The organism is Pseudomonas sp. RIT357, from assembly GCF_000632245.1.
GTDB lineage: Bacteria > Pseudomonadota > Gammaproteobacteria > Pseudomonadales > Pseudomonadaceae > Aquipseudomonas > Aquipseudomonas sivasensis.
The window spans coordinates 73281-98657 of the sequence record NZ_JFYX01000002.1; the positions used below are offsets into that span (position 1 = coordinate 73281).

The window sequence follows — 25377 nt, forward strand, 5'->3', positions numbered from 1 at the left end:
AAGCCCCCTCCCACATGTTGATCCGGTTTCTACAGGTCCAGCAGCGCCATTCGTGCGCGCACCGAAGCCTCGATCCCTGCTTCGTCCAAGCCGCACTCCGCCAGCATCTGCGCTGGCTTGGCGTGTTCGACGTACACATCCGGCAAGCCCAGGTGCAGCACCGACTTGAGGATATTCTCCCGTGCCAGGAACTCACTGACTGCCGCGCCGGCGCCGCCCATGATGGCGTTCTCTTCAACGGTCACCAGCAACTCATGGCTACCGGCGATCTCGCGTACCAAGGCTTCATCCAGCGGTTTGACGAAGCGCATATCCACCACGGTCGCGTCGATCTTTTCGGCGACTTTCAGTGCTTCGGCCAATTGCACGCCGAACACCAGGAACGCGACCTGGCTGCCCTGTCGACGCACGATGCCTTTGCCGATCTCGATCGGCTCCAGATCTTTGTCGATCACTGCATTCGGGCCATTACCACGCGGGTAACGCACGGCGGCCGGGCCGTTATACAGGTGGCCAGTGCTGAGCATCTTGCGCAGTTCGTTCTCGTCGCTCGGCGTCATTACCAGCATGCCGGGGATGCAACGCAGGTACGACAGGTCGAAGCTGCCGGCGTGAGTTGGGCCGTCTTCGCCTACAAGACCCGCGCGGTCGATGGCGAACAGCACGTCAAGGTTCTGCACCGCCACATCGTGAATGAGCTGGTCATAACCGCGTTGCAGGAAAGTGGAGTAAATCGCTACTACTGGCTTGGCGCCTTCACAGGCCATGCCGGCGGCGAAAGTCACCGCGTGCTGCTCGGCAATCGCCACGTCGAAATAGCGCAGCGGGAAACGCTCGCTGAACGCCACCAGGTCGGAGCCTTCCTTCATCGCCGGGGTAATGCCCACCAGGCGCGAGTCGGCAGCGGCCATGTCGCACAGCCATTCGCCAAACACACCGGAATACTTCGGCCCGCTGGCCTTTTTCGGCGCAGCGGCTGGGGCGTCCACAGGTTCCAGCTTGGTGATCGCGTGGTAACCAATCGGGTCGACTTCCGCCGGGGCGAAGCCTTTACCTTTCTTGGTGACGATATGCAGGAACTGCGGGCCTTTGAGGTCGCGCATGTTACGCAGCGTGGCGATCAGAGTGGGCAGGTCGTGGCCGTCGATAGGGCCGATGTAGTTCCAGCCCAGCTCTTCGAACAGGGTGCCGGGGACAAGCATGCCCTTGGCATATTCTTCGGTGCGTCGGGCAATTTCCCACGCGCCGGGCAGACGCGAGAGCACCTTCTTGCTGCCTTCGCGCATGCTGGCGTAGGTACGGCTGGAGAGGATTTTTGCCAGGTAGTTGGACAGGCCACCGACATTGCGAGAGATCGACATGTCGTTGTCATTGAGGATCACCAACATGTTGGCGTTCACTTCAGGCGCATGGTTCAGCGCTTCGAAGGCCATGCCGGCGGTCAACGCGCCATCACCGATCACCGCAATCGCCTTGCGATCACTGTTTTGCAGGCGGGCGGCAATCGCCATGCCCAGCGCTGCACTGATAGAGGTGCTGGAGTGACCGACGCCAAAGGTGTCGTACTCGCTCTCGGCGCGACGCGGGAAGGCGGCAACACCGTCCTTTTGGCGCAGGGTACTCATGCGCTCGCGTCGGCCGGTGAGGATTTTATGCGGATACGCCTGATGGCCCACGTCCCACACCAGCCGGTCGTCCGGGGTATCGAACACGTAATGCAACGCGATGGTCAGCTCGATGACGCCCAGGCCTGCACCAAAATGCCCACCGGTCTGACCGACCGTGTAGAGCAATTCCAGGCGCAGTTCATCGGCCAGGGTTTCCAGCTCGGCTTCACCCAGACGACGCAGGCCGTCCGGCGTGACAGCACGGTCGAGCAGGGGCGTGGACGGGCGCTTGCGGGGAATCTCTTGAAACGTCGTGGGCATCAGGCGAATCGTTATAGGTATAAGAAGAGGCGGCAGTTTACCTCAAGCATCGCAAACTGCCCACGCAGAGCGCCGAACTTGGCCGATATGCGGCTGCAATGGCCGCTGTTATCAGTGGCGGCGTTCGACGATATACCGCGCCAGGTCACGCAGTGGCGCGGCTGCCGCGTCGAAAGGTCGCAGGGCGTCCAGGGCCTGGTCGCGCAGTTCCAGGGCATATGCCTTGGCAGCGTCGAGACCAAGTAGCGCAGGATAAGTCGGTTTGTCCCGTGCGATATCGGCACCTTGGCGCTTGCCCAAGGTGGCCGTGTCACTTTCCACGTCGAGAATGTCGTCCTGCACTTGGAAAGCCAGGCCGATGGCCCGGGAATACGTCTGCAAGGCCGCCAACTGTGCAGCTTCGGCACGGCCACTGGCCAGGGCACCGAGGTGCACGGCAGCCTCTATGAGCGCGCCGGTCTTGTGGCGATGCATATGTTCCAGAGCTTTTTGATCCAGCTTGAGACTGACCGAACCCATGTCGATCGCCTGCCCACCGACCATACCGGCCGGGCCGGCAGCGTGGGCGAGGGCGGTGACCATGCGCAGGCGAGTCTCGGCGTTGACGCTGCTCAAGCCCGGGTCCAGCAATGCGCTGAACGCCAGGCTTTGAAGGCCGTCACCGGCCAGAATCGCATAGGCTTCATCAAAGGCTTTATGAGTGGTTGGCTGGCCGCGACGCAGATCGTCGTCGTCCATTGCCGGCAAATCGTCGTGTACCAGGGAATAAGCGTGGATCAGCTCCACCGCACACGCCGCGCCGTTGGCCTGCTCGGCAGGCGCACCGAGGGCTTCACACGCCGCATACGCCAGCAACGGGCGCACACGCTTGCCGCCATTCATCACGCTATAGCGCATGGCTGCATAGAGACGGTTCATTTCTGGGCTGGGCGCAACAAACAAGGGCTCCAGCGCCGCATTCACCCGGGCTTGGCTACTGGCCTGATACGCGTCGATCATTCCGGCTGTTCCGCATCGAAAGGTTCTTCGGCCAACTCCCCGTCACGCTCCAGCAACACCTGCACCTTCTGCTCCGCCTGCGCCAGCGCGCTCTGGCAGTCGCGAGTCAGGCCGATGCCTTGCTCAAACGCCGTCAGCGAGTCCTCCAGCGACAACTCGCCATTCTCCAGACGCTCGACCAGGGTTTGCAGGTCGGCGAGGGATTGTTCGAAATCGAGTGCAACTTTTTTGCGGGCCATGGCGGCTATTCCGGTAGACGGTAAACCGGCGGGACACTAGCAGACATGGGGGAGTGGGGCAAATGAGTGGTGGGAATTACGAGGTGGTAAATCGCACCGTCGATTGAACACAGGTGGTCCCGCAACACGCGGGATGGGGATGTTGCCGGCAGTTGCAAAACAGTTGCCAAGCTTCAAGCAAGTTGAGCGTGAACGGGCGGGTTACGCTCAGGTGAACACCGAAAGCCTGCTTTTCAAGGCAGGCTTATCGGGAATTTCGGCTGACTTATTTCTGATGGGCTGTCAGCGCCGCATAACCATTCATCAAGTTGCGATAGTTGGGAATACGCTGGGACAACAGATTGCCCAAGCCTTCGATATCGTTGCGCCAGTCGCGGTGCAGCTCACACGCCACCGAGAACCAGTTCATCAACTGTGCACCGGCTTGCGTCATCCGGCTCCATGCCGCTTGTTGCACGGTGGTATTGAACGTGCCGGACGCATCGGTCACCACAAACACCTCAAACCCTTCTGCCAGCGCCGACAAGGTCGGGAACGCTACGCACACATCCGTTACTACGCCGGCAATGATGATCTGCTTACGGCCGGTAGCCTTGATCGCCTTGACGAAGTCTTTGTTGTCCCACGCATTGATCTGGCCAGGACGAGCGATGTACGGCGCGTCCGGGAACATCTCCTTCAACTCAGGCACCAGAGGGCCGTTGGGGCCTTGCTCAAAGCTGGTGGTGAGGATGGTCGGCAGGTTGAAAAATTTGGCCAGGTCGGCCAGTGCCAGCACGTTGTTCTTGAACTCGTTGGGCGAGAAGTCTTGCACCAAGGAAATCAAGCCGGTCTGGTGGTCGACCAGCAGGACTACGGCGTCGTCTTTGTTCAAGCGGTTGTAGGTCGGAGTGCTCATGGTTGAATCCTTTTTTGTTTAAGTGGGTTTGGCGTTGCGTTCAACATGGGCACAGATTAAGGGGTCGTGATTGGAGGATAAATCGTGCGAGGGGAGTCTTACTGTCAACTAAAAAGGGACAAAGGATGGAGGCTGGGCATGGTGTTGGGAGCGAGCGGAGACAAAGAGGATGGGTGCACGTTGGCTTGATTTGCAGGGGGGGAGATTATTAGAGGCATTAAAAAGCCGGCTTGTGGCCGGCTTCTCGGGGACTGCCTCAGCTTGTTTTTGACAAACCTCACCAGCCTTCAAATCGCTCAGCCCACATTGCGTCGGGCTGAATAGTAGGGGCATCCGCGGGAACTCCTCCGCTTCGCCGAGCAGGGTGGTTAGCCTTAAGCCACCCCCTGCCAAATGTGCGGCGCATGATACCCACATTCACCTTAAATGCCCACCTCCGGTTCCGATTTAGAGCCTTCCCAGCCTAATAGGTGCTCATCCAGCGGAACGGGCGGGCGGCGGTTGTTGAGGGTGGACCACCAGAATATCCAGCCGACGATTTTGAAGTTCTGCTCGAAGCGTTCTTCATGGTTGAGGTATTCGTCCGGGTGTTCGCTGGCGTTGTGGCTTCGCATGCGCAACCCTCCCCCTGGACGGTTGTAGAGATATTTGATGCGCAGCATGCCGTCGTGTTCGACGGCGTAGATTTCGCCATCAATGATTTGGGTGCGGCCTCTGTCGATGGCGAGGGTGGCGCCCTGTTGAATGATGTCGATCATGCTGTTGTCGACCATGTAGGCGCCTACCGCGCGGTCAGGGTTGACGGTAAGGGTTTCGAGGGTATGCAGGGAGACGCGGATGCGCTCGGTTGAGGTGAATGTGGGGTGGAGGGGAATCTCCACGTCGAGTGGTTCCGGAGGGCAGGTTGGGCCTGTGAGGTACTTTCCGCCTCCTTCTCGGGTGCTGGGCAGTCCTTTCCGGGCGTCTGGGCCTTCCAGCAGGAAGTTGGCCGGTGGGTGTTTGGGGCCTTCGCCGGTGCGCAGCCAACGGCTGGAGACGCAGAGAAGTTCTGCAAACTCGTTGAGTCGGCCCATGGGTACACCGCGTTTGAACCAGTTGTTCACGTGTTGAGGCGTGACACCACGGTTTTTGGCGAAGTCGGATGCGGAAAGATGAACTTCCTGCAATAGCACTTTTAAACGATCACCTGATGTATTCATAAACGCAGAGTTTACTGGCCAAGAAAACCAATCAAATAAACCATGCGTTGAATTGCGCCTGTAGGTTTTTGCTTAGTTGTGGCTTGATCTTTCAGTTGTATCGCTTAGTTGAACGGCGTGTATTAATTTTTGAACTTGTTGTTTAGTTTTCCCAAAAAAAAGCCCCGAATAATCGGGGCTTTTTAATTGCCGGGGCAATGAAGAGCGGGTATCAGCCTTTGTAGGCTGCAACCGACTTCATGATCTCGGCGCGGGCGGCGTCTGCGTTGCCCCAACCGTCGATCTTCACCCACTTGCCTTTTTCGAGGTCTTTGTAGTTCTCGAAGAAGTGCTTGATCTGTTCCAGCAGCAGTGGTGGCAGGTCGGTGTATTCCTTCACGTCCACATACAGCTGGGACAGCTTGTCGTGTGGGACTGCGATAACTTTGGCATCGCCGCCGCCGTCGTCGGTCATGTTCAGGATGCCGACTGGACGTGCGCGGATGACCGAACCAGGGGTGACCGGGTAAGGCGTTACGACCAGCACGTCGAGGGGATCACCGTCGTCAGCCAGGGTGTTCGGGATGAAACCGTAGTTGGCCGGATAGAACATCGGGGTGGCCATGAAACGGTCAACGAACAGGCAGTCGCTGTCTTTGTCGATTTCGTATTTGATCGGCGCGTGGTTGGCCGGAATCTCGATGGCGACGTAGATGTCGTTCGGCAGGTCTTTGCCAGCCGGAATCTTGCTGTAGCTCATTGGGCGTTGCCCCCGTAGTTGGCCATATGACATGACCGGATTGGCCTAAAAGTGGCGGCGATTATAGGCATATTCTGACGGCGATGCCATGCGCCAGACGTCGTACGGTCATTCGTCTTGTGGCTGATAACGCGGGTCGTGGGCTTGCAGATGGGTCAGGCGGGCCAAGGGGTCTTGGCGATAAAAGCGACTGAGTTGGGCATACACCTGTGGATAAGTGCGGACCAGTAAATCCGGGGCGCTGAAAAAATATTCGCTGGTGACTGCGAAGAATTCCGCCGGGTTTTCTGCGGCGTAGGGGTCGATCTCGGTGTCGGCGTCCGGGTTGGCGTCCAACTGGCGATTGAGATCGTCATAAGCGCTTTGCATCACGCTGGCCCACTCCTGCACGCGCATGTCGTGGTGCAGCGGCGGTAGGCCGTTGGCGTCGCCGTTGAGCATGTCGAGTTTGTGGGCCAGTTCGTGGATCACCAGGTTGTAGCCCTCCCACTGGCCGCTGGCGAGTACGCCCGGCCAGGCGAGGATCACCGGGCCTTGCTGCCAGGCTTCACCGCTGTGTTCGCCGTCCCACTCGTGTTCGATACCGCTGCTGTCTCGATGGCGCTGGGGGCTCAGGAAGTCGTCGGGGTACAACACGATTTCGTGGAAGCCCTGATACCAGTCGAGGTCGCCGAGGTTCATCAGTGGCAATTGCGCCTGAGCGGCGAGCAGCAGGCGTTGTTCCTGGTGCAGCTCGACGCCCGGCAGGGCGGTGAGGTGTTTTTCGGCGAGAAACACCACGCAGGCTTCGCGCAACCACTGGTCCTGCTCGGCGCTGATACCGTCGAGGAAGGTCAGGTGGTGGCGCACCCGTTGCCAGGTTTCATCGGCAATCGGGTGCTTGGCCAGCAGGCGCCGGCGACGCCAGGCGCTGAGGGACCACATCGCAGGTTACTGCTGCTTGGCTTCGGAGGAAGTGCGGCCAAAACGGCTGCGGAACACACCAATGATCATCGGCACCAGGGACAGCAGGATGATGAACACCACCAGCAGCGACAGGTTTTTCTTGATAAAGGGCACGTTGCCGAAGAAGTAGCCCAGGGTCACCAGGCCGCCGACCCAGAGGATAGTGCCCAGCACGCTGAATCCGAAGAACCGTGGGTAGGGCATTCTCGCGATGCCGGCCACGAACGGCGCAAAGGTGCGCAGAATCGGCAGGAAGCGCGCCAGGGTCACGGTTTTGCCGCCGTGCTTGTCGTAGAAGTCGTGGGTTTTTTGCAGATAGTCGCGGCGGAAAATCTTCGAGTTCGGGTTACTGAACAGGCGTTCTCCAGCTGTTCGTCCGATTACGTAGTTGGTGCTGTCGCCGAGGATTGCCGCCAACATCAACAGGCCGCCCAGCAATACCGGGTCCATGCCGCCACCTGCGGCGATGGCTCCGGCGATAAACAGCAAGGAGTCGCCTGGCAGGAACGGCATGACCACCAGGCCGGTTTCGCAAAAGATGACCAGAAACAGAATGGCGTAGATCCACGGACCGTAATTGGTTACCAGCAGGTCGAGGTAGACGTCGAGATGCAGGATAAGGTCGAGCGGGTTGAAATCCATGGATGGCACCTGTGTGAACGGCCCGGCTCAGCAGGCCTGTGCGGAAGCTCGGGTAATAAGGCTACAAGTGTATGCCGCATTTCTTACAACCCTGAAAGGTCCGCATTATACGGATTGAGAGGTGAAAAGCGTGTTGGTTTTGTAGCGGGGGATGTCGTGGCGTGAGGTCTGAAGATCGCCAGAAATCAATGTGGGAGCGGGCTTGCTCGCGAAAGCGGTGGGTCAGTTATAAATAGTCTGACTGACAAACCGCTATCGGGGGCAAGCCCCCTCCCACAAGGTGTCCACGGTGTCCGGGAGTCAGTCTTCGCTGATCGGCAAGGTGTAGTTCTTGAACTCGGTGTCTTCACGAAACCCGATTGACTCGTACGTCTTCTGCGCCACTTGGTTATCACTGCTGGTCGATACCCGCAGCCGCACCGCGTGAGTCTCCTTGGCCATCTTCTTCGCTGTGCGCATCAAGTTATCCGCCACCAGTTGCCGGCGCGCGTCTTCGGCCACATAGATGTCATTGAGGATCCACACCCGCTTGAGCGAAAGCGACGAAAAGCTCGGATACAACTGACAAAAACCAAGCAACTTCTTGTCGTCATCATCGGCCAAGGCCAGGTAAATCACCGACTCCTTGCGGCGAAGGCGCTTTTCCAAAAAAGCCCGCGATGAGTCCGGGAACGGCAGGGCCCCATAAAACTCGCGGTATTTGACGAACAGCGGGGTCAACAGGTCCAGGTGTTCCAGGGTCGCTTGAGTAATCCGCATGCCAGGCCTCAACTTCCAAATGGGTATGACCACACGTGCGGCCGTGAATTGATGCTGCCTAAAGACGCCAAAAAGCGCAATCGTGCCGGGATCAGTCCTGCGGTGGGCTGAGCAGGAAATTACCTTTCATCAGGTTCGGATCGTCGGACTCGATGGTCTGCAGCTGCGCCTCATCCTTGAGGTTTACCCCCGAGAGCTGCCGGCGACACGCCTCTTTCATCAAATACAGCAAACGATGGGCCGCCATCCCGTAACTCAAGCCTTCCAAGCGCACGTTGGAGATGCAATTGCGATAGGCATCGGTGAGTCCGATCTTAGGGTTGTATGTGAAATACAGCCCCAGACTGTCCGGCGAACTGAGCCCCGGCCGTTCGCCGATGAGGATCACCACCATTTTGGCGCCGAGCAGTTGCCCGATTTCGTCGGCCACCGCCACGCGCCCCTGTTCCACCAGGATCACCGGCGACAAGGACCACCCTTCGGCGTGGGTTTGTTCTTCCATGCGCGTAAGAAACGGCAACGTATGTTTATGCACCGCCAGCGCCGACAGACCATCAGCCACCACGACCGCCAGGTCCACGCCGCCGGGATGCGCTGCCGCGTAATCCCGCAGGCTCTGGGCCGATTCGTCACTCAAGCGCCGCCCCAAATCCGGACGTTGCAAGTAGCTATGCCGGTCGGTTGCGGCGCTGTGCAGCAACAGGCTGTCACGCCCACGTTCGGCCAGTTGACTGCTCAGGCCTGCATGGTCGAAAGGCAGGTGCACTGCGTCTCGCGCCTGGGCGTGGGCAAATTGGAAATCAAGCTGGGCGTTGGTAGGAATGCTGGTACCGGTACGGCCCAAGGCAATACGCGCCGGGGTCAGGCGCCGCAGTTCCAACCACGGGTTTTCAGGCAGGTCGAGTTGCACAGGCGGCTCCTTCATCCCAATTGCGCCAGGGCGTGGCGAAACGCCGGTGGCAGGCTGTTGCCGAAGCGCACCTTGCCGTCGGCTTGCGTAAAAATGCCCATTTTTGCCAGCCACTGTTCAAACTCCGGTGCCGGCTTTAAACCCAACGTCTGGCGAGCGTACAAGGCGTCGTGGAACGAGGTGGTCTGGTAGTTGAGCATGATGTCGTCGGAGCCGGGGATACCCATGATGAAGTTGATCCCGGCCACGCCCAGCAGGGTCAGCAGGGTGTCCATGTCGTCCTGGTCGGCTTCGGCGTGGTTGGTGTAACAGATGTCGCAACCCATCGGTACACCCAGCAATTTGCCGCAGAAGTGGTCTTCCAGGCCGGCACGGATGATCTGCTTGCCGTTGTACAGGTACTCGGGGCCGATAAACCCGACCACCGTGTTTACCAGAAACGGTTTGAAATGCCGTGCCACGGCATAGGCGCGGGTTTCGCAGGTTTGCTGGTCAACGCCAAAATGCGCATTGGCCGACAAGGCGCTGCCCTGGCCGGTTTCGAAATACATCAGGTTTTGGCCCAGAGTGCCTCGGTTCAAGCTCAAGCCCGCGTCGTAGCCTTCCTGCAGCACATTCAGGTTGATGCCGAAACTGGCGTTGGCCGCTTCGGTGCCGGCAATCGACTGGAACACCAGATCCAGCGGCACGCCGCGGTTGATGGCTTCGATGGAGGTGGTGACGTGGGTCAGCACACAGGCCTGGGTGGGGATTTCGTAGCGCTGGATAATGGCGTCGAGCATCTCCAGCATCGCGCAGATCGAGGCGATGCTGTCGGTGGCCGGGTTGATGCCGATCATGGCGTCGCCGTTACCGTACAACAGGCCGTCGAGAATGCTCGCAGCGATGCCCGCCGGCTCGTCGGTCGGGTGGTTAGGTTGCAGGCGGGTCGACAGGCGACCGCGCAGGCCCATGGTGCCGCGAAACTGGGTCACGACGCGGATCTTCTGCGCCACGAGTACCAAGTCCTGCACGCGCATGATCTTGGACACGGCAGCAGCCATCTCCGGTGTCAGACCCGGCGCCAAGGCGCGTAGGGAATGCTCATCGGCAGCGTCGCTGAGCAGCCAGTCGCGCAGGCCACCGACGGTCAGGTGACTGACAACGGCGAAAGCCTGCTTGTCGTGGGTGTCGATGATCAGTCGGGTGACTTCATCGCTTTCATAGGGGATCAGCGCTTCTTCGAGGAAGTGTTTCAACGGGATATTTGCCAGCGCCATTTGCGCCGCCACCCGCTCACCGTCGTTCTGCGCGGCGACGCCGGCGAGAAAGTCTCCGGAGCGCACGGGACTGGCCTTGGCCATCACGTCCTTGAGGCTGTCGAAGCGGTAGGTTTGTGCACCCACCGCGTGGGAAAAGCTTGCCATACAGTGTCTCCTTGACGACGCGGGCAGCAGCCCGCGTCGAGGTTTACGGCAGTTAGTGCAAGGCGGCCTCTGCGGCCTGGATCGCCGCGAATTCCTCTTCGGGCGTGCCTGCTACCAAGTGATGCCGGCTGTAGAAAGCAAAGTAAGCAATTAATACTCCATAGATGATCGCGGCGCCAATCACCACCCGTGGATCCACCAGAAAGCCCGCAACGACGGCCACGCAGGCGAGTACCAAGGCAACCCCTGAAGTGAAAATGCCACCCGGCGTGCGGTAAGGACGGTCCATTTTGGGGCGACGGATGCGTAGGGTGATGTGCGCGGCCATCATCAGTACGTAGGAAATGGTCGCGCCAAACACCGCCACCAGGATCAGCAAATCCCCCTGGCCGGTCAGCGACAGGCCGAAACCGATAATGCCGGGGATCACCAGCGCCAGTACCGGTGCCTTACTCTTGTTGGTCTCAGACAGCTTGCGCGGCAGGTAGCCGGCACGGGACAAGGCGAAGATCTGCCGCGAATAGGCATAGATAATCGAGAAAAAGCTGGCGATCAGTCCGGCCAAGCCAACCAGGTTGACGAAGCTGCCCATCCAGGTCGAACCGCCGTAGGACAACGCCAGCGCTTCCACCAGCGGGTTCCCGGATTTGATCAACGCGTAAGTGCCCGCGCCGCCCGGTGCAATCACCAGGATCAACAAGGCAAAGCTGGTCAGCACCACAATGGCGCCGATCAGGCCACGAGGCAGGTCGCGCTTGGGGTTCTTGGTTTCTTCGGCGGCCAGCGGCACGCCTTCTACGGCGAGGAAAAACCAGATCGCGTAGGGAATTGCCGCCCACACGCCGACGTAGCCAAACGGCAGGAAGGTGCTGGCGCCCTTGGCCTCGGTCACCGGAATATCCAGCAAGTTGGCGACGTTGAAGTGCGGCACCATCGACACCAGGAACACGCCCAGTGCAACCGCGGCGATGGCAGTGATGACAAACATCAGCTTCAAGGCTTCGCCAACGCCAAAGATGTGGATACCGATAAAGATGATGTAGAACGCCAAGTAGATCATCCAACCGCCAATGCCGAACAGCGACTCGCAGTAAGCGCCGATAAACACCGCGATGGCGGCGGGGGCGATGGCGTATTCGATCAGAATGGCCGTGCCCGTGAGAAAACCGCCCCAAGGCCCGAAGGCACTTCGAGCAAAGCCGTAGCCACCGCCAGCGGTAGGGATCATCGAAGACAGTTCGGCCAGGGAGAAACACATGCACAGGTACATGGTGGCCATCAGCAATGTGGCGAGGAACATACCGCCCCAGCCACCCTGGGCGAGGCCAAAGTTCCAGCCGGCGTAGTCGCCGGAAATAACGTAGGCAACGCCGAGCCCAACTAACAGCACCCAGCCGGCGGCGCCTTTTTTAAGTTCGCGTTGTTGGAAGTATTGGGAGTCGACTTTTTCGAAGTCGACAGAAGATCCAGTCGGTTCGCTAGGCATGAAGAAGTACCTTTCGTTGTTATTGTTTTTAACTCGGCCTCTGTGTGCCGAATGCTATTCGCAAGTACTTGTGACGATCTAAGTGTGGGAGGGGGCAAACCCCCTCCCATCATTGACCTTGTTTCAAAAGTGGGAGGGGATGTTAGTTAGAAGAAGCCCAGCGGATTAATGTCGTAACTCACCAGCAAGTTCTTGGTTTGCTGGTAATGGTCCAACATCATCTTGTGTGTCTCGCGGCCCACGCCGGACTTCTTGTAGCCACCGAACGCGGCATGCGCCGGGTACAGGTGGTAGCAGTTGGTCCACACTCGGCCCGCCTTGATTGCCCGGCCCATGCGGTAGGCGCGGTTGATGTCGCGGGTCCACACGCCGGCGCCCAGGCCGAACTCGGTGTCGTTGGCAATGGCCAGGGCTTCGGCTTCGTCCTTAAAGGTGGTGATGCTCACCACTGGGCCGAAGATTTCCTCCTGGAACACACGCATTTCGTTGGTGCCCTTGAGCAGCGTCGGCTGGATGTAATAACCGCCGGCCATGTCGCCGGTGAGCTGCTCCACCTTGCCGCCGGTGAGCAACTGCGCGCCTTCGCCCTTGGCGATTTCCAGGTAGGACAGGATCTTGTCGAACTGCTGCTCGGACGCCTGGGCGCCGACCATGGTGTCGGTGTCCAGCGGGTCACCGCGTTTGATCTGCTCGATTTTCTTCATCACCACTTTCATGAAGTCGTCGTAGATCGACTCTTCCACCAGCGCACGGGATGGGCAGGTGCACACCTCGCCCTGGTTGAAGAACGCCAGCACCAGGCCTTCGGCGGCTTTCTCGATGAAGGACGGTTCGGCTTTCATGATGTCGGCGAAGAAGATGTTCGGCGACTTGCCGCCCAGCTCAACGGTGGACGGAATAATGTTCTCCGCCGCCGCATGCATGATGTGCGAACCCACCGGGGTGGAGCCGGTGAAGGCGATCTTGGCGATGCGTTTGCTGGTGGCCAACGCTTCGCCGGCTTCTTTGCCGAAACCGTGGACTACGTTCAGCACGCCCGGTGGCAGCAGGTCGCCGATGACTTCCATCAGCACGTTGATGCCCAGCGGGGTTTGTTCGGCGGGCTTGAGCACCACGCAGTTACCGGCCGCCAGGGCCGGGGCGAGTTTCCAGGCGGCCATCAGCAGCGGGAAGTTCCACGGGATGATCTGACCAACCACGCCCAGAGGCTCGTGGAAGTGATAGGACGCGGTGTGTTCGTTGATCTCGGCGCTGGTGCCTTCTTGGGCGCGGATGCAGCCGGCAAAGTAGCGGAAGTGGTCGGCGGCCAGCGGGATATCGGCGTTGAGGGTTTCACGCACGGCTTTGCCGTTGTCCCAGGTTTCGGTAATGGCCAGCAGTTCGAGGTTCTGTTCGATGCGGTCGGCGATTTTCAGCAGCACAAGCGAGCGGTCCTGGGCCGAGGTCTTGCCCCAGGCGTCAGCGGCGGCGTGGGCGGCGTCGAGGGCCTTGTCGATGTCTTTGGCAGTGGAGCGCGGGAATTCGGCGATGGGCTTGCCGTTGACCGGCGAGGTGTTGGTGAAATAGTTGCCGTCGACCGGCGCAACGAATTCGCCACCAATGTAGTTGCCGTACTTGGCCTTGAACGAAACGATCGCGCCTTCAGTACCGGGGTGTGCGTAACGCATGGTGGGTATCTCCTGGCTTTTATGTTTATTGGAGTGCAGCGCTCAAGCGCTTGATAAAGCGTAGAGCAAAGGTCGGGCCACTGCCTTGAGGGCCAGGTAAATCAAGGGGTTGGGGTGTGTTGCAAGGCATTGCTGTCACACGCCTGGCACAGCCTGGGTGACACTTTGTGCCATAAACGGTACAGCCTGTGACCGGTGGGTCTGCACGGGATTGCATCTCTTGCAGGGCTGGGGGATGCTGGACGCTCTCACGCAGGGAGAATAATAAGAACATGCACAACGATCATTTCAGTCGCCATGCCCAGCAAGTCCTCACCGTGGCACGTGGCCGTGACCCCTCCAGCGATCCGTCCATCGCCCGTTCCTGGCTGCGGTGCCTGGAGGATTACCACCTGGATCCCGCGCAGACCATCGCACCCACCGTGCTTGAACACGGGCGCCTGTTGGAAAGCCGCGAGCGTCTGCAGCAAGTGCTGCACATCGCCGGCAGTGAGATGAATAGCCTGCACCAGCAGCTCTCCGGTGCCGGCCACGCGGTACTGCTGACCGATGCGCGCGGAGTGATCCTCAACTGTGTCACCGCGCCGTCCGAGCGCAAGATTTTCGAGCGCGCCGGTCTGTGGCTCGGTGCCGATTGGAGTGAAGCCTGCGAAGGGACCAATGGCATCGGCACCTGCCTGGTGGAGCGTCAGTCCCTGACCATTCATCGCGATGAACACTTCCGTGGCCGCCACACCGGGCTGACCTGCTCGGCGAGCCCGGTGTTCGACCCCCATGGTGAATTGCTGGCGGTGCTGGACGTGTCGTCAGCCCGGGAAGCGGTATCGCGCCAGAGTCAGTTTCACACCATGGCGCTGGTGAACCTGTCAGCGAAGATGATCGAGAGCTGCTACTTCCTGCGCCATTTCGAGCAACACTGGCTGTTGCGCTTTCATCTGCAGGCCGAGTCCGTGGGCCTGTTCAGCGAAGGGTTGCTGGCGTTCGATGGCGAAGGGCGCATTTGCGCGATGAACCAGAGCGCGCTGAATCTGCTAGGGCAGGTTCGAGGCAACCTGCTGGGTCAGCCGGTGGAGGCGTTCTTCGACTGTTCTCTGGATCAATTACTCGGTCGCGCCAGTGCCAATGCGACCGCCAGTTGGCCACTGCGCACCCGCGATGGGCGGCGCTTGTTTGCCGCACTGCGTGGTCAGCCACGCAGTGTGTCTTTACCCAGCGCGAAGGCTGAGCCCGCCCGCCTGGCTGGCATCTGCCTGGGTGATCCGGCGTTGCAAAATGATTTTCGCAAGGCGCTGCGGGTATTCGAGCGAGATGTTCCTTTGCTGATCAACGGTGAGACTGGGTCCGGCAAAGAGGCCTTTGCCAAGGCCGTGCACCATGCCAGCCAGCGTGCCGACAAAGCCTTCGTCGCCCTCAACTGTGCCGCCATCCCGGAAAGCCTGATCGAAAGCGAGCTGTTCGGCTATCGCGGTGGCAGTTTCACTGGCGCGCGGAAGGAGGGCATGCAAGGTAAGTTGCAACAGGCCGACGGCGGCACTCTGTTCCTCGATGAAATCGGTGATATGCCTCTGGCTCTGCAAACCCGCTTATTAAGGGTTCTGGAGGACCGCATGGTGGTGCCTATCGGCGGTGAGCCTCAGGCGGTTAACGTCAGAATTATCAGCGCGACGCACCGCAACTTGCTGGGGCGTGTCCAGGACGGCAGTTTCCGTGAGGACTTGTATTACCGGCTCAACGGGCTGGAGGTTGGGTTGCCTCCGCTGCGTGAGCGCAGCGATAAATCTCAGTTGCTGGATTTTCTGCTGGCTGAAGAGGCGGGCGGGCAGACTGTACAACTCGACCCGGCGGCGCGTTCGGCGCTGTTGACCTTTGCCTGGCCCGGTAACGTCCGACAACTGCGCACGGTGCTGCGTACGTTGGCGGCGCTGTGTGACGACGGGCGCGTGGGCCTTGAAGATTTGCCCGCGTCGATCCGCCAGGCCCGGCCGCAACCGGTGGTTGAGGCTAAGACCGCCGAGTCGCCCCTGGAAGACGCCGAGCGACTTGCCTTGCTAACGGCCTTGGAACAACAGCGCTGGCACATGTCCCATACGGCGGAGCAACTGGGGGTCAGCCGCAATACGTTGTATAGAAAGCTGCGCCGGCACGGCATCGCACGCGCGTCCCTGCCCGGGTGATCGTGGTTTGGTCCTACAGCTAAAGAGTGCGATTTTCGCCCCCCTGCGCTAACCTGCCTCGATGTTTACGAGGTCGACTATGCACATTCATATTCTTGGTATTTGCGGCACCTTCATGGGTTCGATGGCGGTTCTGGCTAAAGAACTGGGCCATCACGTGACAGGCTCCGATGCCAATGTTTACCCGCCCATGAGCACGCAACTCGAAGCGCAGGGCATTGAACTGACCCAGGGTTACGATCCGGCGCAATTCGACCCGGTGCCGGACTTGGTGGTGATCGGCAATGCCATGTCCCGTGGCAACCCGGCCGTCGAGTACGTGCTCAACAAAGGTTTACCGTACGTCTCCGGCCCGCAATGGCTGGCCGATCATGTGCTGCAAGGCCGCTGGGTACTGGCCGTTGCCGGTACCCACGGCAAGACCACTACCAGCAGCATGCTGGCGTGGGTGCTGGAGCATGCGGGCATGAGTCCTGGCTTCCTGATCGGCGGCGTGCCACAAAACTTCTCGGTCTCCGCGCGCCTGGGCGACACGCCGTTCTTTGTGATCGAAGCTGACGAGTACGACAGCGCCTTCTTCGACAAGCGCTCCAAGTTTGTCCATTACCGTCCGCGCACGGCGATCCTCAATAACCTTGAGTTTGATCATGCGGACATCTTCCCCGATCTGCCCGCTATCGAGCGGCAGTTCCACCATTTGGTGCGCACCATCCCAAGCGAAGGCCTGGTCATCTACCCGACTACCGAGCCGGCTTTGCAGCGCGTGATCGAGATGGGCTGTTGGACACCGGTGCAAACCACCGGTGCGGGTGGGCAATGGCAGGTCAAGTTGCTCAGTGAAGACGGTTCCAGGTTTGAAGTGCTGTTTGAGGGTGAGGCCCAAGGCATCGTCGAGTGGGACATGACTGGTCAGCACAATGTTGCCAATGCCTTGGTCACCCTGGCTGCCGCACGGCATGTGGGCGTGGTGCCTTCCATGGGCATTGCTGCGCTGAGCGCATTCAAAAGCGTAAAACGCCGCATGGAAAAAGTCGCCGACGTGAATGGGATTACCATCTACGACGACTTTGCCCACCACCCAACCGCCATTGCCACCACCCTTGACGGACTGCGCAAGCGCGTTGGCGATGCCCCGATCATTGCTATTGTCGAGCCGCGCTCAAACTCCATGAAGCTCGGTGCACACCGCGACGGCCTGCCGGAAAGCGTCAACGATGCCGACCAGGTGGTGTGGTACGCCCCGACCAATCTTGGCTGGGACTTACCGGCGATTGCGGCCCAGTGCACGGTGCCGTCGAAAGTCTGTGATTCCATCGAGGGCATCATTGAGTTCGTCAAGCAGCAGGCCAAGCCTGGCACCCATGTGGTGGTCATGAGCAACGGCGGCTTCGGCGGCTTGCACGGCAAACTGGCCGAGGCGCTGAAATGAGCGGGCCGGAACGCGTCACCCTGGCGATGACCGGTGCCTCGGGCGCGCCCTACGGCCTGCGTCTGCTTGACTGCCTGGTGCGTGAAGATCGCGAGGTGCACTTTCTGATCTCCAAGGCCGCGCAGTTGGTGATGGCGACCGAGACCGACGTGGCACTGCCTCCCAAGGTGCAGATGATGCAGGCCTTCCTCACCGAGTACACCGGTGCGGCGCCGGGGCAGATCAAGGTTTATGGCAAAGAAGATTGGATGTCGCCAGTGGCCTCGGGCTCCGGTGCACCGGCGGCAATGGTTGTTGTGCCGTGCTCCACCGGCACCTTGTCGGCGATTGCCACCGGGGCCTGCAATAACCTGATCGAGCGCGCGGCAGACGTGACATTGAAGGAGCGCCGCCAGTTGATCCTGGTGCCGCGCGAGGCGCCGTATTCGAGCATTCATCTGGAGCATATGCTCAAGTTGTCGAACATGGGCGTGACCATCCTGCCTGCGTCGCCGGGCTTTTATCATCAGCCGCAGACCATCGATGACCTGGTGGATTTTGTGGTGGCGCGGATTCTCAACCTGCTGAATATTCCACAGGACATGCTGCCACGTTGGGGCGAACACCATTTGAGCAGCGATGAATAAGGCACTGTTGGTGATACTGGCGTTGCAATTGGGCGGCTGCGCCACCGCGCGTACGCTGGACGCTGCGCAGCCCGGCGCGCCGGTGGTGTATGCCGGCACGCGGTTGGACTTGTACGCAATGAACGGAGGTTGCTGCGCCAAGGACCGGTTTGGTGCTGAGGCGCCGAGCTACCCCGGTGTCGACCTGCCGGCCAGTGCGTTGCTCGACACTTTGCTGTTGCCGCTGTCGGTGTTGACGGTGCTAGGAGTGGGATTTAACGCCACAGGCGGGCTCTAGCGCTGACCCGAAGACAATACAAAACCAATGTGGGAGGGGGCTTGCCCCCGATAGCGGTGTATCAGTCACCCAATATGTTGACTGACCCTCCGCCATCGGGAGCAAGCCCCCTCCCACATTTTGCTTTGTGTTCGGCTTTATTTGCCGAGCTTGCGCAGTTCGTCCGACTCTACGATCCGCACCCCATTCTGCTCTTCCAGCGCCAGGCGCCACATGGCCCGGGCCAGTTCACACACTTCGATGCCTCGGTACTTGCCTGGAATCAGCCGTGACAGCGGCCCTGCCAGTTGTTCGGCCAATCGGGGTTCCAGCCGCTCCCCCAACAACAGCGACGGTCGCACGATGGTCAGTTGCGGCCAGTCTTGGGCCTTGAGTGCCTGCTCCATTTCCCCTTTGACTCGGTTGTAGAAAATCGAAGATTTCGGATCGGCGCCAATCGCGCTGATCACGATCAGGTGCCGTGCGCCCATTTCCCGTGCGCGCTTGGCGAAGGCGACGACCATATCCAGGTCAACCGCACGGAAGGCCTCTTCCGAGCCCGCTTTTTTGATTGTGGTGCCCAGGCAGCAGAAGGCGATATCCACCCGGCCGCTCAGTTGCGGCAGGAACACCGCTGGGTCGCCCACCGGGTTTTCCAGGTGTGGATGTTCGGCCAATGGCTTGCGGCTCGGCGCGAGCACGCGGGTCACGGTGGGTTCGTTGAGCAGGCGGTCGAGCAGGTGTTCGCCAGTGAGGCCGGAGGCCCCTGCGAGCAAGATATGCTGAGGTGTCAGGTACATAGTGTTTCCCCCTTGTTACACGTTGCAGCTTAGTTGCCTTTGGCTTCCTTGCTATTCATTGAGACGCTTTCGAGCGCCTTTCGTGCCTGCTGTTTACGTAAAAGTTGCCAGTGGGCAATCACGCCTTTGGGGGCCCAGATCTGCGGTTCGGACGCTTCGAAATTGTCGGCCTGTTCGCGCTCGCTCACATGCAGCTGTGCCAGCTTGAAGGCTTGCTGCAAATCGTCGGTCTGGTTGAAGGCTTGGGCGAAGAGGGCGTCGCCGAAGTAGGTGAAGTCGGCTTCTTCGGAGCAACCGAAGGACACGCGGTCGGCGCGGGAGGCGGTCATGATCAGCGTACGGTCGTCTTTGAGTGCCGGGATAAAGCCGCCGGAATAGCAGGCGGAAATTACGATGATCTTGTCGCGGTTTTTCAGCGGTGTCAGCACGGCGGCCAGCTCATCGGCGGGCAAATCGGCCAGCTCCATGCGCGGCTGATCCAGCACCAGTTCGTGTTCGTGGGTGCCGTGGCTGGTCATGTAGATAAACACCAGGTCTTCCGGGCCTGTGCGCTCGGCCAGGGTTTGCACGGCACGGCGCAAGCTTTCGCGGGTGGCCAGGGGGCGGTCGGCGATATGGTCGCGGTGGTTAACCAAACGGATCTGCCCACGTGCGCCGAAGCGGGTGGCGAGCATGTTGCTGACGTAATCGGCTTCGCGCAGGAACACGCTTTGTTTGCCGTCGCCGGCCACCGCCAGGGTGTATAACTCCACGGCAGGGGTGGAGGCGGGCACGGCGGCAAAGGCAGCATCGAGCAAATGCCCTTGGGCCAGCACGCCGATCTCCAGTGGGTCAGGCAACAATGTGCCGTCTGCGTCACGCACGCGCATGCCGTTGACCCAGGTACCGGCCTGCACCGTGCCGTCGGTGAGGACCAGCGTGCCGCGTCCCTGATAGTTGTCGCTGTCGAAGCCACCGATGTAGAAGCTGCCGTCGGTCAGGTTCAGGCGGCCTTCTCCGGTAAAGCGCCAATCGCTGAAATAGCCGACGTAATGGCTGCCATCCACGCCGATCAGTTCGCCCTTGCCGCTGAGCGCGCCTTCCTTGAACTGGCCGATCCACACGTCGCCGTCAGCGTTTTCATAGCGGCCCTTGCCGTTGAGTTGGTTCTGCTTGAACTGACCGACATAGATGTCGCCGTCGGCGCTGTTGAAGGTGCCGTTGCCCTCCAACTGACCATCGACGAAGCGACCACTGAACTGATTACCGCTGTCGTCGTTGCGCTGGCCTTCGCCGTTCGGCTTGCCGTGGGCGAACTGGCCCTGGTATTGGCTGCCGTCGGCCAGCTCCAGGCGGCCGAGACCGGAATACTGATCGTCTTTGAATTCGCCGCGATAGGTCATTTGCCCCTCTTTGAGGGTGCCTTCGCCGTTGCGCCGACCGTTGCGGAACCCGCCGACATACTGGCTGGCTGCGGTGGTCAGGCTGCCCTGTCCATCGAACAGACCTTGCTGGAACTGGCCTTTATAGACTTCGCCGTTGCTGCCATGCCACTCGCCCTGGCCGTGCCACTGGCCTTTGTCGAACGCGCCGGCGTACCAACTGCCGTTGGGGTAGTCCACACGGCCCTGGCCTTGCAGCAGGCCGTTGACCACATCGCCCCGATAGCGGCCGCCGTCGGGCAGGCGCGCATCGGGCGGCAACAGCGATTCGCCGTCTCCGCAAGCGGTGAGCAACAGGGCAAGGGCAAGGGGGGCGAGTGGGCGCATAGCGGGATCCGGATATTTGAGCGCCGAGTATGCCGCAGCTGCGAGTTTCATACATAAATTTACATACCCCGTGGTGAGTTTCAGCCTCTCACCACAGGGATAGCCTTACACGAAACAGAGTGAAAGCGACTCGGCAATGTAGGCCGGTTTTTCCTGGCCTTCGATCTCCAGTGTGGCAGTGGCCTTTAACAGCCACTGGCCGGGCTTTTTCTCGGTGACGTCAGTGAGGATCACGTTCAAGCGCACCTTGGAGTTGACCTTGACCGGCTGGATAAAGCGCACGGTGTCCAAGCCATAGTTGACCGCCATCTTCAGGCCTTCGGGCATGATCAGGATGTCTTCCATCAGCTTGGGTATCAGCGACAGCGACAGGAAACCGTGGGCAATGGTGCTGCCGAACGGCGTTTGCGCAGCCTTGACCGGGTCGACGTGGATGAACTGATGGTCGCCAGTGGCTTCTGCGAACAGGTTGATACGTGCCTGGTCGATGGTGAGCCATTCGGAACGTCCCAGTTCCTTGCCGACATAATCTTTGAGCTGCGCTACAGGTACATAGGGCATTGCGTCTCTCCTTGGTTCATCGATGCTGTTTTTATGGATTACAGAGAACCAATGTAGATCATCACGGGCAACCAGCCCGGTCAACCCACCATGCTTTTGGCGAATGCCGATGCATAGGGCCGGCATGCTTATAATGCGGGCGAGTTCAGAGGGGGGGAGAAAGCGGATGCTGTTACGTGGTCTGACATGGCTGGTGTTGTTTCAGTTGATCGGTACGGCGATCAATCATTTGCTGTTGCCGGTACTGCCGGGGCCAATCATTGGCCTGCTGCTGATGCTGGGTTTCCTGATCTGGCGTGGCGAGGTGGGCGAGCCGTTGAGCCTGGCAGCTGGCAGCCTGTTGCGGTATCTGCCACTGCTGCTGGTGCCGCCGGCAGTCGGCGTGATGGTGTACGCCAAGGACATCGCGGCTGACTTTTGGGCCATCGTCGGCGCGCTGGTGTTGTCACTGGTGATCGCCATGGCATTCGTTGGCGTACTGATGCAGCAGATGGTCAAGCGCAAGGAGAAGGATCAATGATCTTCGACTGGCATGGCGCGTGGACGTCCGTGATTCATCACCCGCTGTTCGGTATCGGTATTACCCTGGGCGCCTATCAACTGGTGCTGGCGGGGTTCGAGAAAACCCGCTGGATCTTCCTGCAACCTGTACTGGTCTCCATGCTGCTGGTGATCGGCGTGTTGCTCACCTGCGGCCTGAGCTATGCCGAGTACCGCAAGAGCACCGAGATCATGGGCATTCTGCTGGGGCCTGCCACGGTGGCGCTGGCGGTGCCGCTTTATCTGAATCTGCGGCGCATTCGCCAATTATTTTGGCCAATTTTTACTACGCTGGTGATAGGCGGTGTATTGGCTACCGGCCTGTGTGTGCTGCTCGGCTGGTGGTTCGGCGCTGAACACATGATGCTGATGACCATGGCGCCCAAGTCGGTGACCTCGCCGATCGCCATGCTGGTGGCCGAGCAGATCGGCGGCGTGGCGGCACTGGCCGCGGTGTTTGTGCTGATCACTGGGGTGGTGGGGGCGATGGTGGGGCCGGCGTTACTTTCGCGCCTGGGTGTGCACAGTCCCGAGGCGCGTGGCATGGCGTTGGGCATGACCGCCCATGCGGTCGGCACCTCGGTGGCCCTGCAGGAGAGCGAAGAGTGTGGCGCCTTTGCGGCGCTGGCCATGAGTCTGATGGGCGTGGCCACGGCGGTGTTCCTGCCGTTGGCTGTGTCAGTGATTGTTTAAACCAGGTTTAAGGAAACCTTTATGAGTCTGGCGCTGTTCCCGCTCAATACCGTGCTGTTCCCTGGCTGCACCCTCGACCTGCAACTGTTCGAGGCGCGCTACCTGGACATGATCAGCCGTTGCATGAAAAAGGGCGAAAGCTTCGGCGTGGTGTGCATCCTTGACGGCAAGGAAGTAGGCATTGCTCCTGACGGCTACGCGCTGATCGGCTGTGAAGCGCTGATTCGCGACTTCAAGCAGCAGGACAATGGCCTGCTGGGGATTCGTGTTGAAGGCGGGCGGCGCTTTCGCGTGCTCGATACGGGCGTGCGAAAAGACCAGTTGCTGGTGGCCGAGGTGCAATGGCTGGATGAGCAGCCGGACCAGCCGTTAGACGAAGAGGACGCTGATCTGTTGGCATTGCTCCAGGCCCTGGCCGAGCATCCGATGGTCTCTTCGCTGGACATGGACGCTCACGCCGAGGGCCAGCAAGCCTTGGGCAATCAGCTTGCTTATCTCTTGCCCTTTACCGAGGCCGACAAGATCGACCTGCTGCAACTCGACGACCCGCAGCAGCGCCTGGATGCGATCCAGATGCTGCTTGATGAGCTACAGGAAGAGCTTTTCACTCAGTAGGCGTAGCGCAGCAGTGCGTGGGATGTGCCGGTGAGTGCAATAAAGCTCAAGACTGCCACTATGGCAGGCAGCAGCAGCCACCATGTTTTTTTGCGCAAGGGTGGCAGTGGGCTGCGGTGCTGGATGGCTGTGAGGCTGAAGGCACACACCGTCATCGCCAGGAGCGTGCCGGCCAGGATGTCCGAGGGCCAGTGGGCGCCCAGGTAAACCCGGGACAAGGCGATAAAAGCGGCGGGAATGCAGCCCAGCAGTATCCACGTCAGGCGCAGCCGTGTCGGTTGGCCGCAACCTGCCAGCACCGCCAGCGCCAGGAAAAACGCGAAGGCGCCGGAGGCATGGCCGCTGGGCATGCTGAAACTGGTCAGGGGGTCGGTAAGGATTTCTGGGCGGCCGCGGGCGAAAAACAATTTGCTCCCGGTGTTGATTACCGCCGATCCGGCCAGTGTGGCGCCCACAAAGATGGCGTGGCGCCACTGTCGAGCCAGTAGCAAAAGCCCGGTGAAGACGGCGCTGGCGACAAACATCTTCTTGAACTCACCCAATTGGGTGACCATCACCATGGCTTCATCCAGCCAGGCGCTGCGATGCTCCTGCACCAGTGCGCTAAGGCCCTGATCGAAATCATTCAGGTGTGGATAACCGATAAACAGTGCGATCAACAACGTCAGGCTGGCGCAACCTATCCACAAGGTGGTGCGCCGGTGGTCGCGCAGGCTGCTGTTCAAACCCAGCCCCAACAGGACCGCCAGGCACGCCGTGACAACGCCGGCCTCAGGCCAGAAGCCTTCCGGTAATGGCAGGCGGAACGCGGCGCCGGTGGCCCAGCCCGGCAGCAAGTAGGCCACCGACCAGCCGGCTGCGGCGAGGACGCTCACTGCCGCAAAGCGTGGGAACGGCATATCGCACATGCCGGCCACCATCGGCAGCATCGGGCGCAAGGGGCCGATGAAGCGTCCGACCAGCAGGCTGGCGATGCCGTACTTGTGGAAGTAGGTCTCTGCACCGTTCATCCATTCGGGGTGGTGGCGCAGACCGGGCAGGCGGCGGATGTTCTGGTGGAAATGTCGGCCCAGAAAGTAGGAAACCCCATCGCCCAGCAAACCGCCGAGAAAGCCCAGCAACAGTGTTTCACTCAACGACAGCGCGCCGCTGCCGGCCAATGCGGCAATGGCAAACAGCAATACCGTGCCCGGTACGATTAAACCGGCAATCGCCAGGCATTCCACGCACGCGACGATAAACACCGCCACCGCCAGCCATTGTGGGTTCAGGGTCAGCCAGCCGGTAATGCTATCGAGCCATTGGCCCATAAACGTCACTCCATCACCACAAAATTCAAATCAGAAAATAGTCGCGGCCTTCGACCTGGCCTCGGCGCAGCGGGTTCCGTGTGCAGTACGGTGCATAGCTTGCATCGACAAAACGGTACATCAGGTGTTCATCGCGGCCACTGGGGATGCCCAGGCGGGTCGTCTGGATGATTTGCGTCGGTACCTGGCCGACATCTTCCACATACAGCCTTTCCTGGTCGAAGCGCTTGGCGTCCCACATCGGCACTTTGAGTCCCAGCGCTTTGCACAACAACGTTTGGCCGGCGCACAGCTTCTGCGAGGTGCGCGGGCTGCCATCGGCATTCGGGTTGTTCAACTGCATCTGCGCGAGGCTCGCCTGGCCGGAAAGGTCATCGACCCACGGATAGGCCGATTTGATCAATACGGCATTGCCCGGTCCATGTGCGCTGAAGTTCAGGGAGTCGCCGCCACGGGCGTAGTACATGTAGATATGGCCGCCATCCAGAAACAAAGCCTTACGCTTTTCTGTGTAGCCGAGTGAAGCGTGGCTACCTTTTTCGGCCACGTAATAGGCTTCCGTTTCAATAATTCGAGCCGAAAGCCAGATTTCGCCGACGCGATGGCGTACAACTTTGCCGAGCAGTTCCCGCGCAAGAATTTGCGCGTCACGGTCGAAGAAGCCGTCGGGCAGGGCGCTGGCGGGGCGTTGGGGCGATGAGCTGGGCATGGCGTTCAGGGGAAATGCGGCTAAATGTGACGGAATCATAACAACTCCCACCTTAATTACCGCTGAACCCCAGGTTTTTACAGTTCATTTCGACCATCC

At 60.1% G+C, this 25377-nt stretch carries 25 protein-coding genes; 7 read left to right on the forward strand and 18 right to left on the reverse strand.

The window, feature by feature from the left end; genetic code table 11:
* Positions 1 to 29 precede the first annotated feature (29 nt).
* From dxs to BW43_RS23850, 13 genes are all read right to left on the reverse strand, one after another.
* Positions 30 to 1928, reverse strand: a complete 1899-nt coding sequence (gene dxs, locus BW43_RS23910) for a 1-deoxy-D-xylulose-5-phosphate synthase (protein ID WP_032884571.1) — start codon at positions 1926 to 1928, stop codon at positions 30 to 32.
* A 111-nt stretch (positions 1929 to 2039) separates the two neighbouring features.
* Entirely contained in the window at positions 2040 to 2927 is an 888-nt protein-coding gene (gene ispA / locus BW43_RS23905) for a (2E,6E)-farnesyl diphosphate synthase (protein ID WP_032884572.1), read from the reverse strand.
* Positions 2924 to 3166 (reverse strand): exodeoxyribonuclease VII small subunit, encoded by a 243-nt coding sequence (locus BW43_RS23900; RefSeq protein ID WP_003176346.1) that lies wholly within the window; start codon positions 3164 to 3166, stop codon positions 2924 to 2926. Before BW43_RS23900 ends, ispA begins: the two co-directional genes overlap by 4 nt.
* A 265-nt stretch (positions 3167 to 3431) precedes the next feature.
* Positions 3432 to 4064, reverse strand: coding sequence for an isochorismate family cysteine hydrolase YcaC (gene ycaC / locus BW43_RS23895; RefSeq protein ID WP_032884573.1), 633 nt, complete (start codon positions 4062 to 4064; stop codon positions 3432 to 3434).
* Positions 4065 to 4486: 422 nt separating this feature from the next.
* Positions 4487 to 5263: an XRE family transcriptional regulator gene (locus tag BW43_RS23890; RefSeq protein WP_081797587.1), complete on the reverse strand. Its 777-nt coding sequence runs from the start codon at positions 5261 to 5263 to the stop codon at positions 4487 to 4489.
* A 211-nt stretch (positions 5264 to 5474) separates the two neighbouring features.
* The gene (ppa, locus tag BW43_RS23885; protein WP_003176323.1) at positions 5475 to 6002 is read right to left on the reverse strand and encodes an inorganic diphosphatase; all 528 of its coding nucleotides are present in this window, start codon (positions 6000 to 6002) and stop codon (positions 5475 to 5477) included.
* Between the two features lie 108 nt (positions 6003 to 6110).
* Positions 6111 to 6926 carry a zinc-dependent peptidase gene (locus BW43_RS23880; RefSeq protein WP_032884574.1) on the reverse strand — a complete coding sequence of 272 codons (816 nt, stop codon included), beginning with the start codon at positions 6924 to 6926 and terminating at the stop codon, positions 6111 to 6113.
* Between the two features lie 6 nt (positions 6927 to 6932).
* Positions 6933 to 7589 (reverse strand): DedA family protein, encoded by a 657-nt coding sequence (locus tag BW43_RS23875; protein WP_032884575.1) that lies wholly within the window; start codon positions 7587 to 7589, stop codon positions 6933 to 6935.
* Between the two features lie 300 nt (positions 7590 to 7889).
* Entirely contained in the window at positions 7890 to 8348 is a 459-nt protein-coding gene (locus BW43_RS23870; protein WP_032884576.1) for an N-acetyltransferase, read from the reverse strand.
* A gap of 91 nt (positions 8349 to 8439) precedes the next feature.
* Positions 8440 to 9273 (reverse strand): ethanolamine ammonia-lyase subunit EutC, encoded by an 834-nt coding sequence (eutC, locus tag BW43_RS23865; RefSeq protein ID WP_032884577.1) that lies wholly within the window; start codon positions 9271 to 9273, stop codon positions 8440 to 8442.
* Positions 9270 to 10664, reverse strand: coding sequence for an ethanolamine ammonia-lyase subunit EutB (locus BW43_RS23860; RefSeq protein WP_032884578.1), 1395 nt, complete (start codon positions 10662 to 10664; stop codon positions 9270 to 9272). The genes eutC and BW43_RS23860 overlap by 4 nt, the downstream gene beginning before the upstream one ends.
* A 52-nt stretch (positions 10665 to 10716) precedes the next feature.
* Entirely contained in the window at positions 10717 to 12150 is a 1434-nt protein-coding gene (gene eat, locus BW43_RS23855; protein WP_032884579.1) for an ethanolamine permease, read from the reverse strand.
* 146 nt (positions 12151 to 12296) lie between these two features.
* The gene (locus tag BW43_RS23850) at positions 12297 to 13817 is read right to left on the reverse strand and encodes an aldehyde dehydrogenase family protein (RefSeq protein ID WP_032884580.1); all 1521 of its coding nucleotides are present in this window, start codon (positions 13815 to 13817) and stop codon (positions 12297 to 12299) included.
* A 272-nt stretch (positions 13818 to 14089) separates the two neighbouring features.
* Here BW43_RS23850 and BW43_RS23845 point away from each other — a divergent pair, with 272 nt between their 5' ends.
* The 4 genes from BW43_RS23845 (at position 14090) to BW43_RS23830 (ending at position 18323) form a co-directional block, all read left to right on the forward strand.
* The gene (locus tag BW43_RS23845; RefSeq protein ID WP_032884581.1) at positions 14090 to 15991 is read left to right on the forward strand and encodes a sigma-54-dependent Fis family transcriptional regulator; all 1902 of its coding nucleotides are present in this window, start codon (positions 14090 to 14092) and stop codon (positions 15989 to 15991) included.
* 79 nt (positions 15992 to 16070) lie between these two features.
* A complete protein-coding gene (gene mpl, locus BW43_RS23840) occupies positions 16071 to 17420 on the forward strand; it encodes a UDP-N-acetylmuramate:L-alanyl-gamma-D-glutamyl-meso-diaminopimelate ligase (RefSeq protein ID WP_032884582.1) in 1350 nt (449 codons plus the stop codon).
* The gene (gene ubiX, locus BW43_RS23835) at positions 17417 to 18046 is read left to right on the forward strand and encodes a flavin prenyltransferase UbiX (RefSeq protein ID WP_032884583.1); all 630 of its coding nucleotides are present in this window, start codon (positions 17417 to 17419) and stop codon (positions 18044 to 18046) included. Before mpl ends, ubiX begins: the two co-directional genes overlap by 4 nt.
* Positions 18039 to 18323: a YceK/YidQ family lipoprotein gene (locus BW43_RS23830; RefSeq protein WP_032884584.1), complete on the forward strand. Its 285-nt coding sequence runs from the start codon at positions 18039 to 18041 to the stop codon at positions 18321 to 18323. The genes ubiX and BW43_RS23830 overlap by 8 nt, the downstream gene beginning before the upstream one ends.
* A 137-nt stretch (positions 18324 to 18460) precedes the next feature.
* On the opposite strand, the gene BW43_RS23825 is transcribed toward BW43_RS23830, so the two are convergent.
* The 3 genes from BW43_RS23825 to BW43_RS23815 form a co-directional block, all read right to left on the reverse strand.
* Positions 18461 to 19102, reverse strand: a complete 642-nt coding sequence (locus tag BW43_RS23825) for an oxidoreductase (RefSeq protein WP_032884585.1) — start codon at positions 19100 to 19102, stop codon at positions 18461 to 18463.
* 29 nt (positions 19103 to 19131) lie between these two features.
* Positions 19132 to 20850 (reverse strand): C13 family peptidase, encoded by a 1719-nt coding sequence (locus BW43_RS23820; RefSeq protein ID WP_032884586.1) that lies wholly within the window; start codon positions 20848 to 20850, stop codon positions 19132 to 19134.
* A gap of 105 nt (positions 20851 to 20955) precedes the next feature.
* On the reverse strand, positions 20956 to 21411 hold the full coding sequence (locus tag BW43_RS23815) for a MaoC family dehydratase (RefSeq protein ID WP_032884587.1): 456 nt from the start codon (positions 21409 to 21411) through the stop codon (positions 20956 to 20958).
* Positions 21412 to 21577: 166 nt separating this feature from the next.
* On the opposite strand from BW43_RS23815, the gene BW43_RS23810 reads away from it, so the two are divergent.
* Genes BW43_RS23810 through BW43_RS23800 form a run of 3 tightly spaced genes read left to right on the forward strand, consistent with a single transcriptional unit; the run spans position 21578 to position 23259 of the window.
* Positions 21578 to 21931: a CidA/LrgA family protein gene (locus BW43_RS23810; protein ID WP_032884588.1), complete on the forward strand. Its 354-nt coding sequence runs from the start codon at positions 21578 to 21580 to the stop codon at positions 21929 to 21931.
* The gene (locus BW43_RS23805; RefSeq protein WP_032884589.1) at positions 21928 to 22644 is read left to right on the forward strand and encodes an LrgB family protein; all 717 of its coding nucleotides are present in this window, start codon (positions 21928 to 21930) and stop codon (positions 22642 to 22644) included. Before BW43_RS23810 ends, BW43_RS23805 begins: the two co-directional genes overlap by 4 nt.
* 21 nt (positions 22645 to 22665) lie before the next feature.
* Positions 22666 to 23259, forward strand: a complete 594-nt coding sequence (locus tag BW43_RS23800; RefSeq protein ID WP_032884590.1) for an LON peptidase substrate-binding domain-containing protein — start codon at positions 22666 to 22668, stop codon at positions 23257 to 23259.
* On the opposite strand, the gene BW43_RS23795 is transcribed toward BW43_RS23800, so the two are convergent.
* Positions 23253 to 24569, reverse strand: a complete 1317-nt coding sequence (locus BW43_RS23795; protein WP_032884591.1) for a bifunctional DedA family/phosphatase PAP2 family protein — start codon at positions 24567 to 24569, stop codon at positions 23253 to 23255. The genes BW43_RS23800 and BW43_RS23795 overlap by 7 nt on opposite strands.
* Before the next feature lie 25 nt (positions 24570 to 24594).
* The gene (locus BW43_RS23790) at positions 24595 to 25278 is read right to left on the reverse strand and encodes a DNA-3-methyladenine glycosylase (RefSeq protein ID WP_032884768.1); all 684 of its coding nucleotides are present in this window, start codon (positions 25276 to 25278) and stop codon (positions 24595 to 24597) included.
* Between the last annotated feature and the right edge of the window lie 99 nt (positions 25279 to 25377).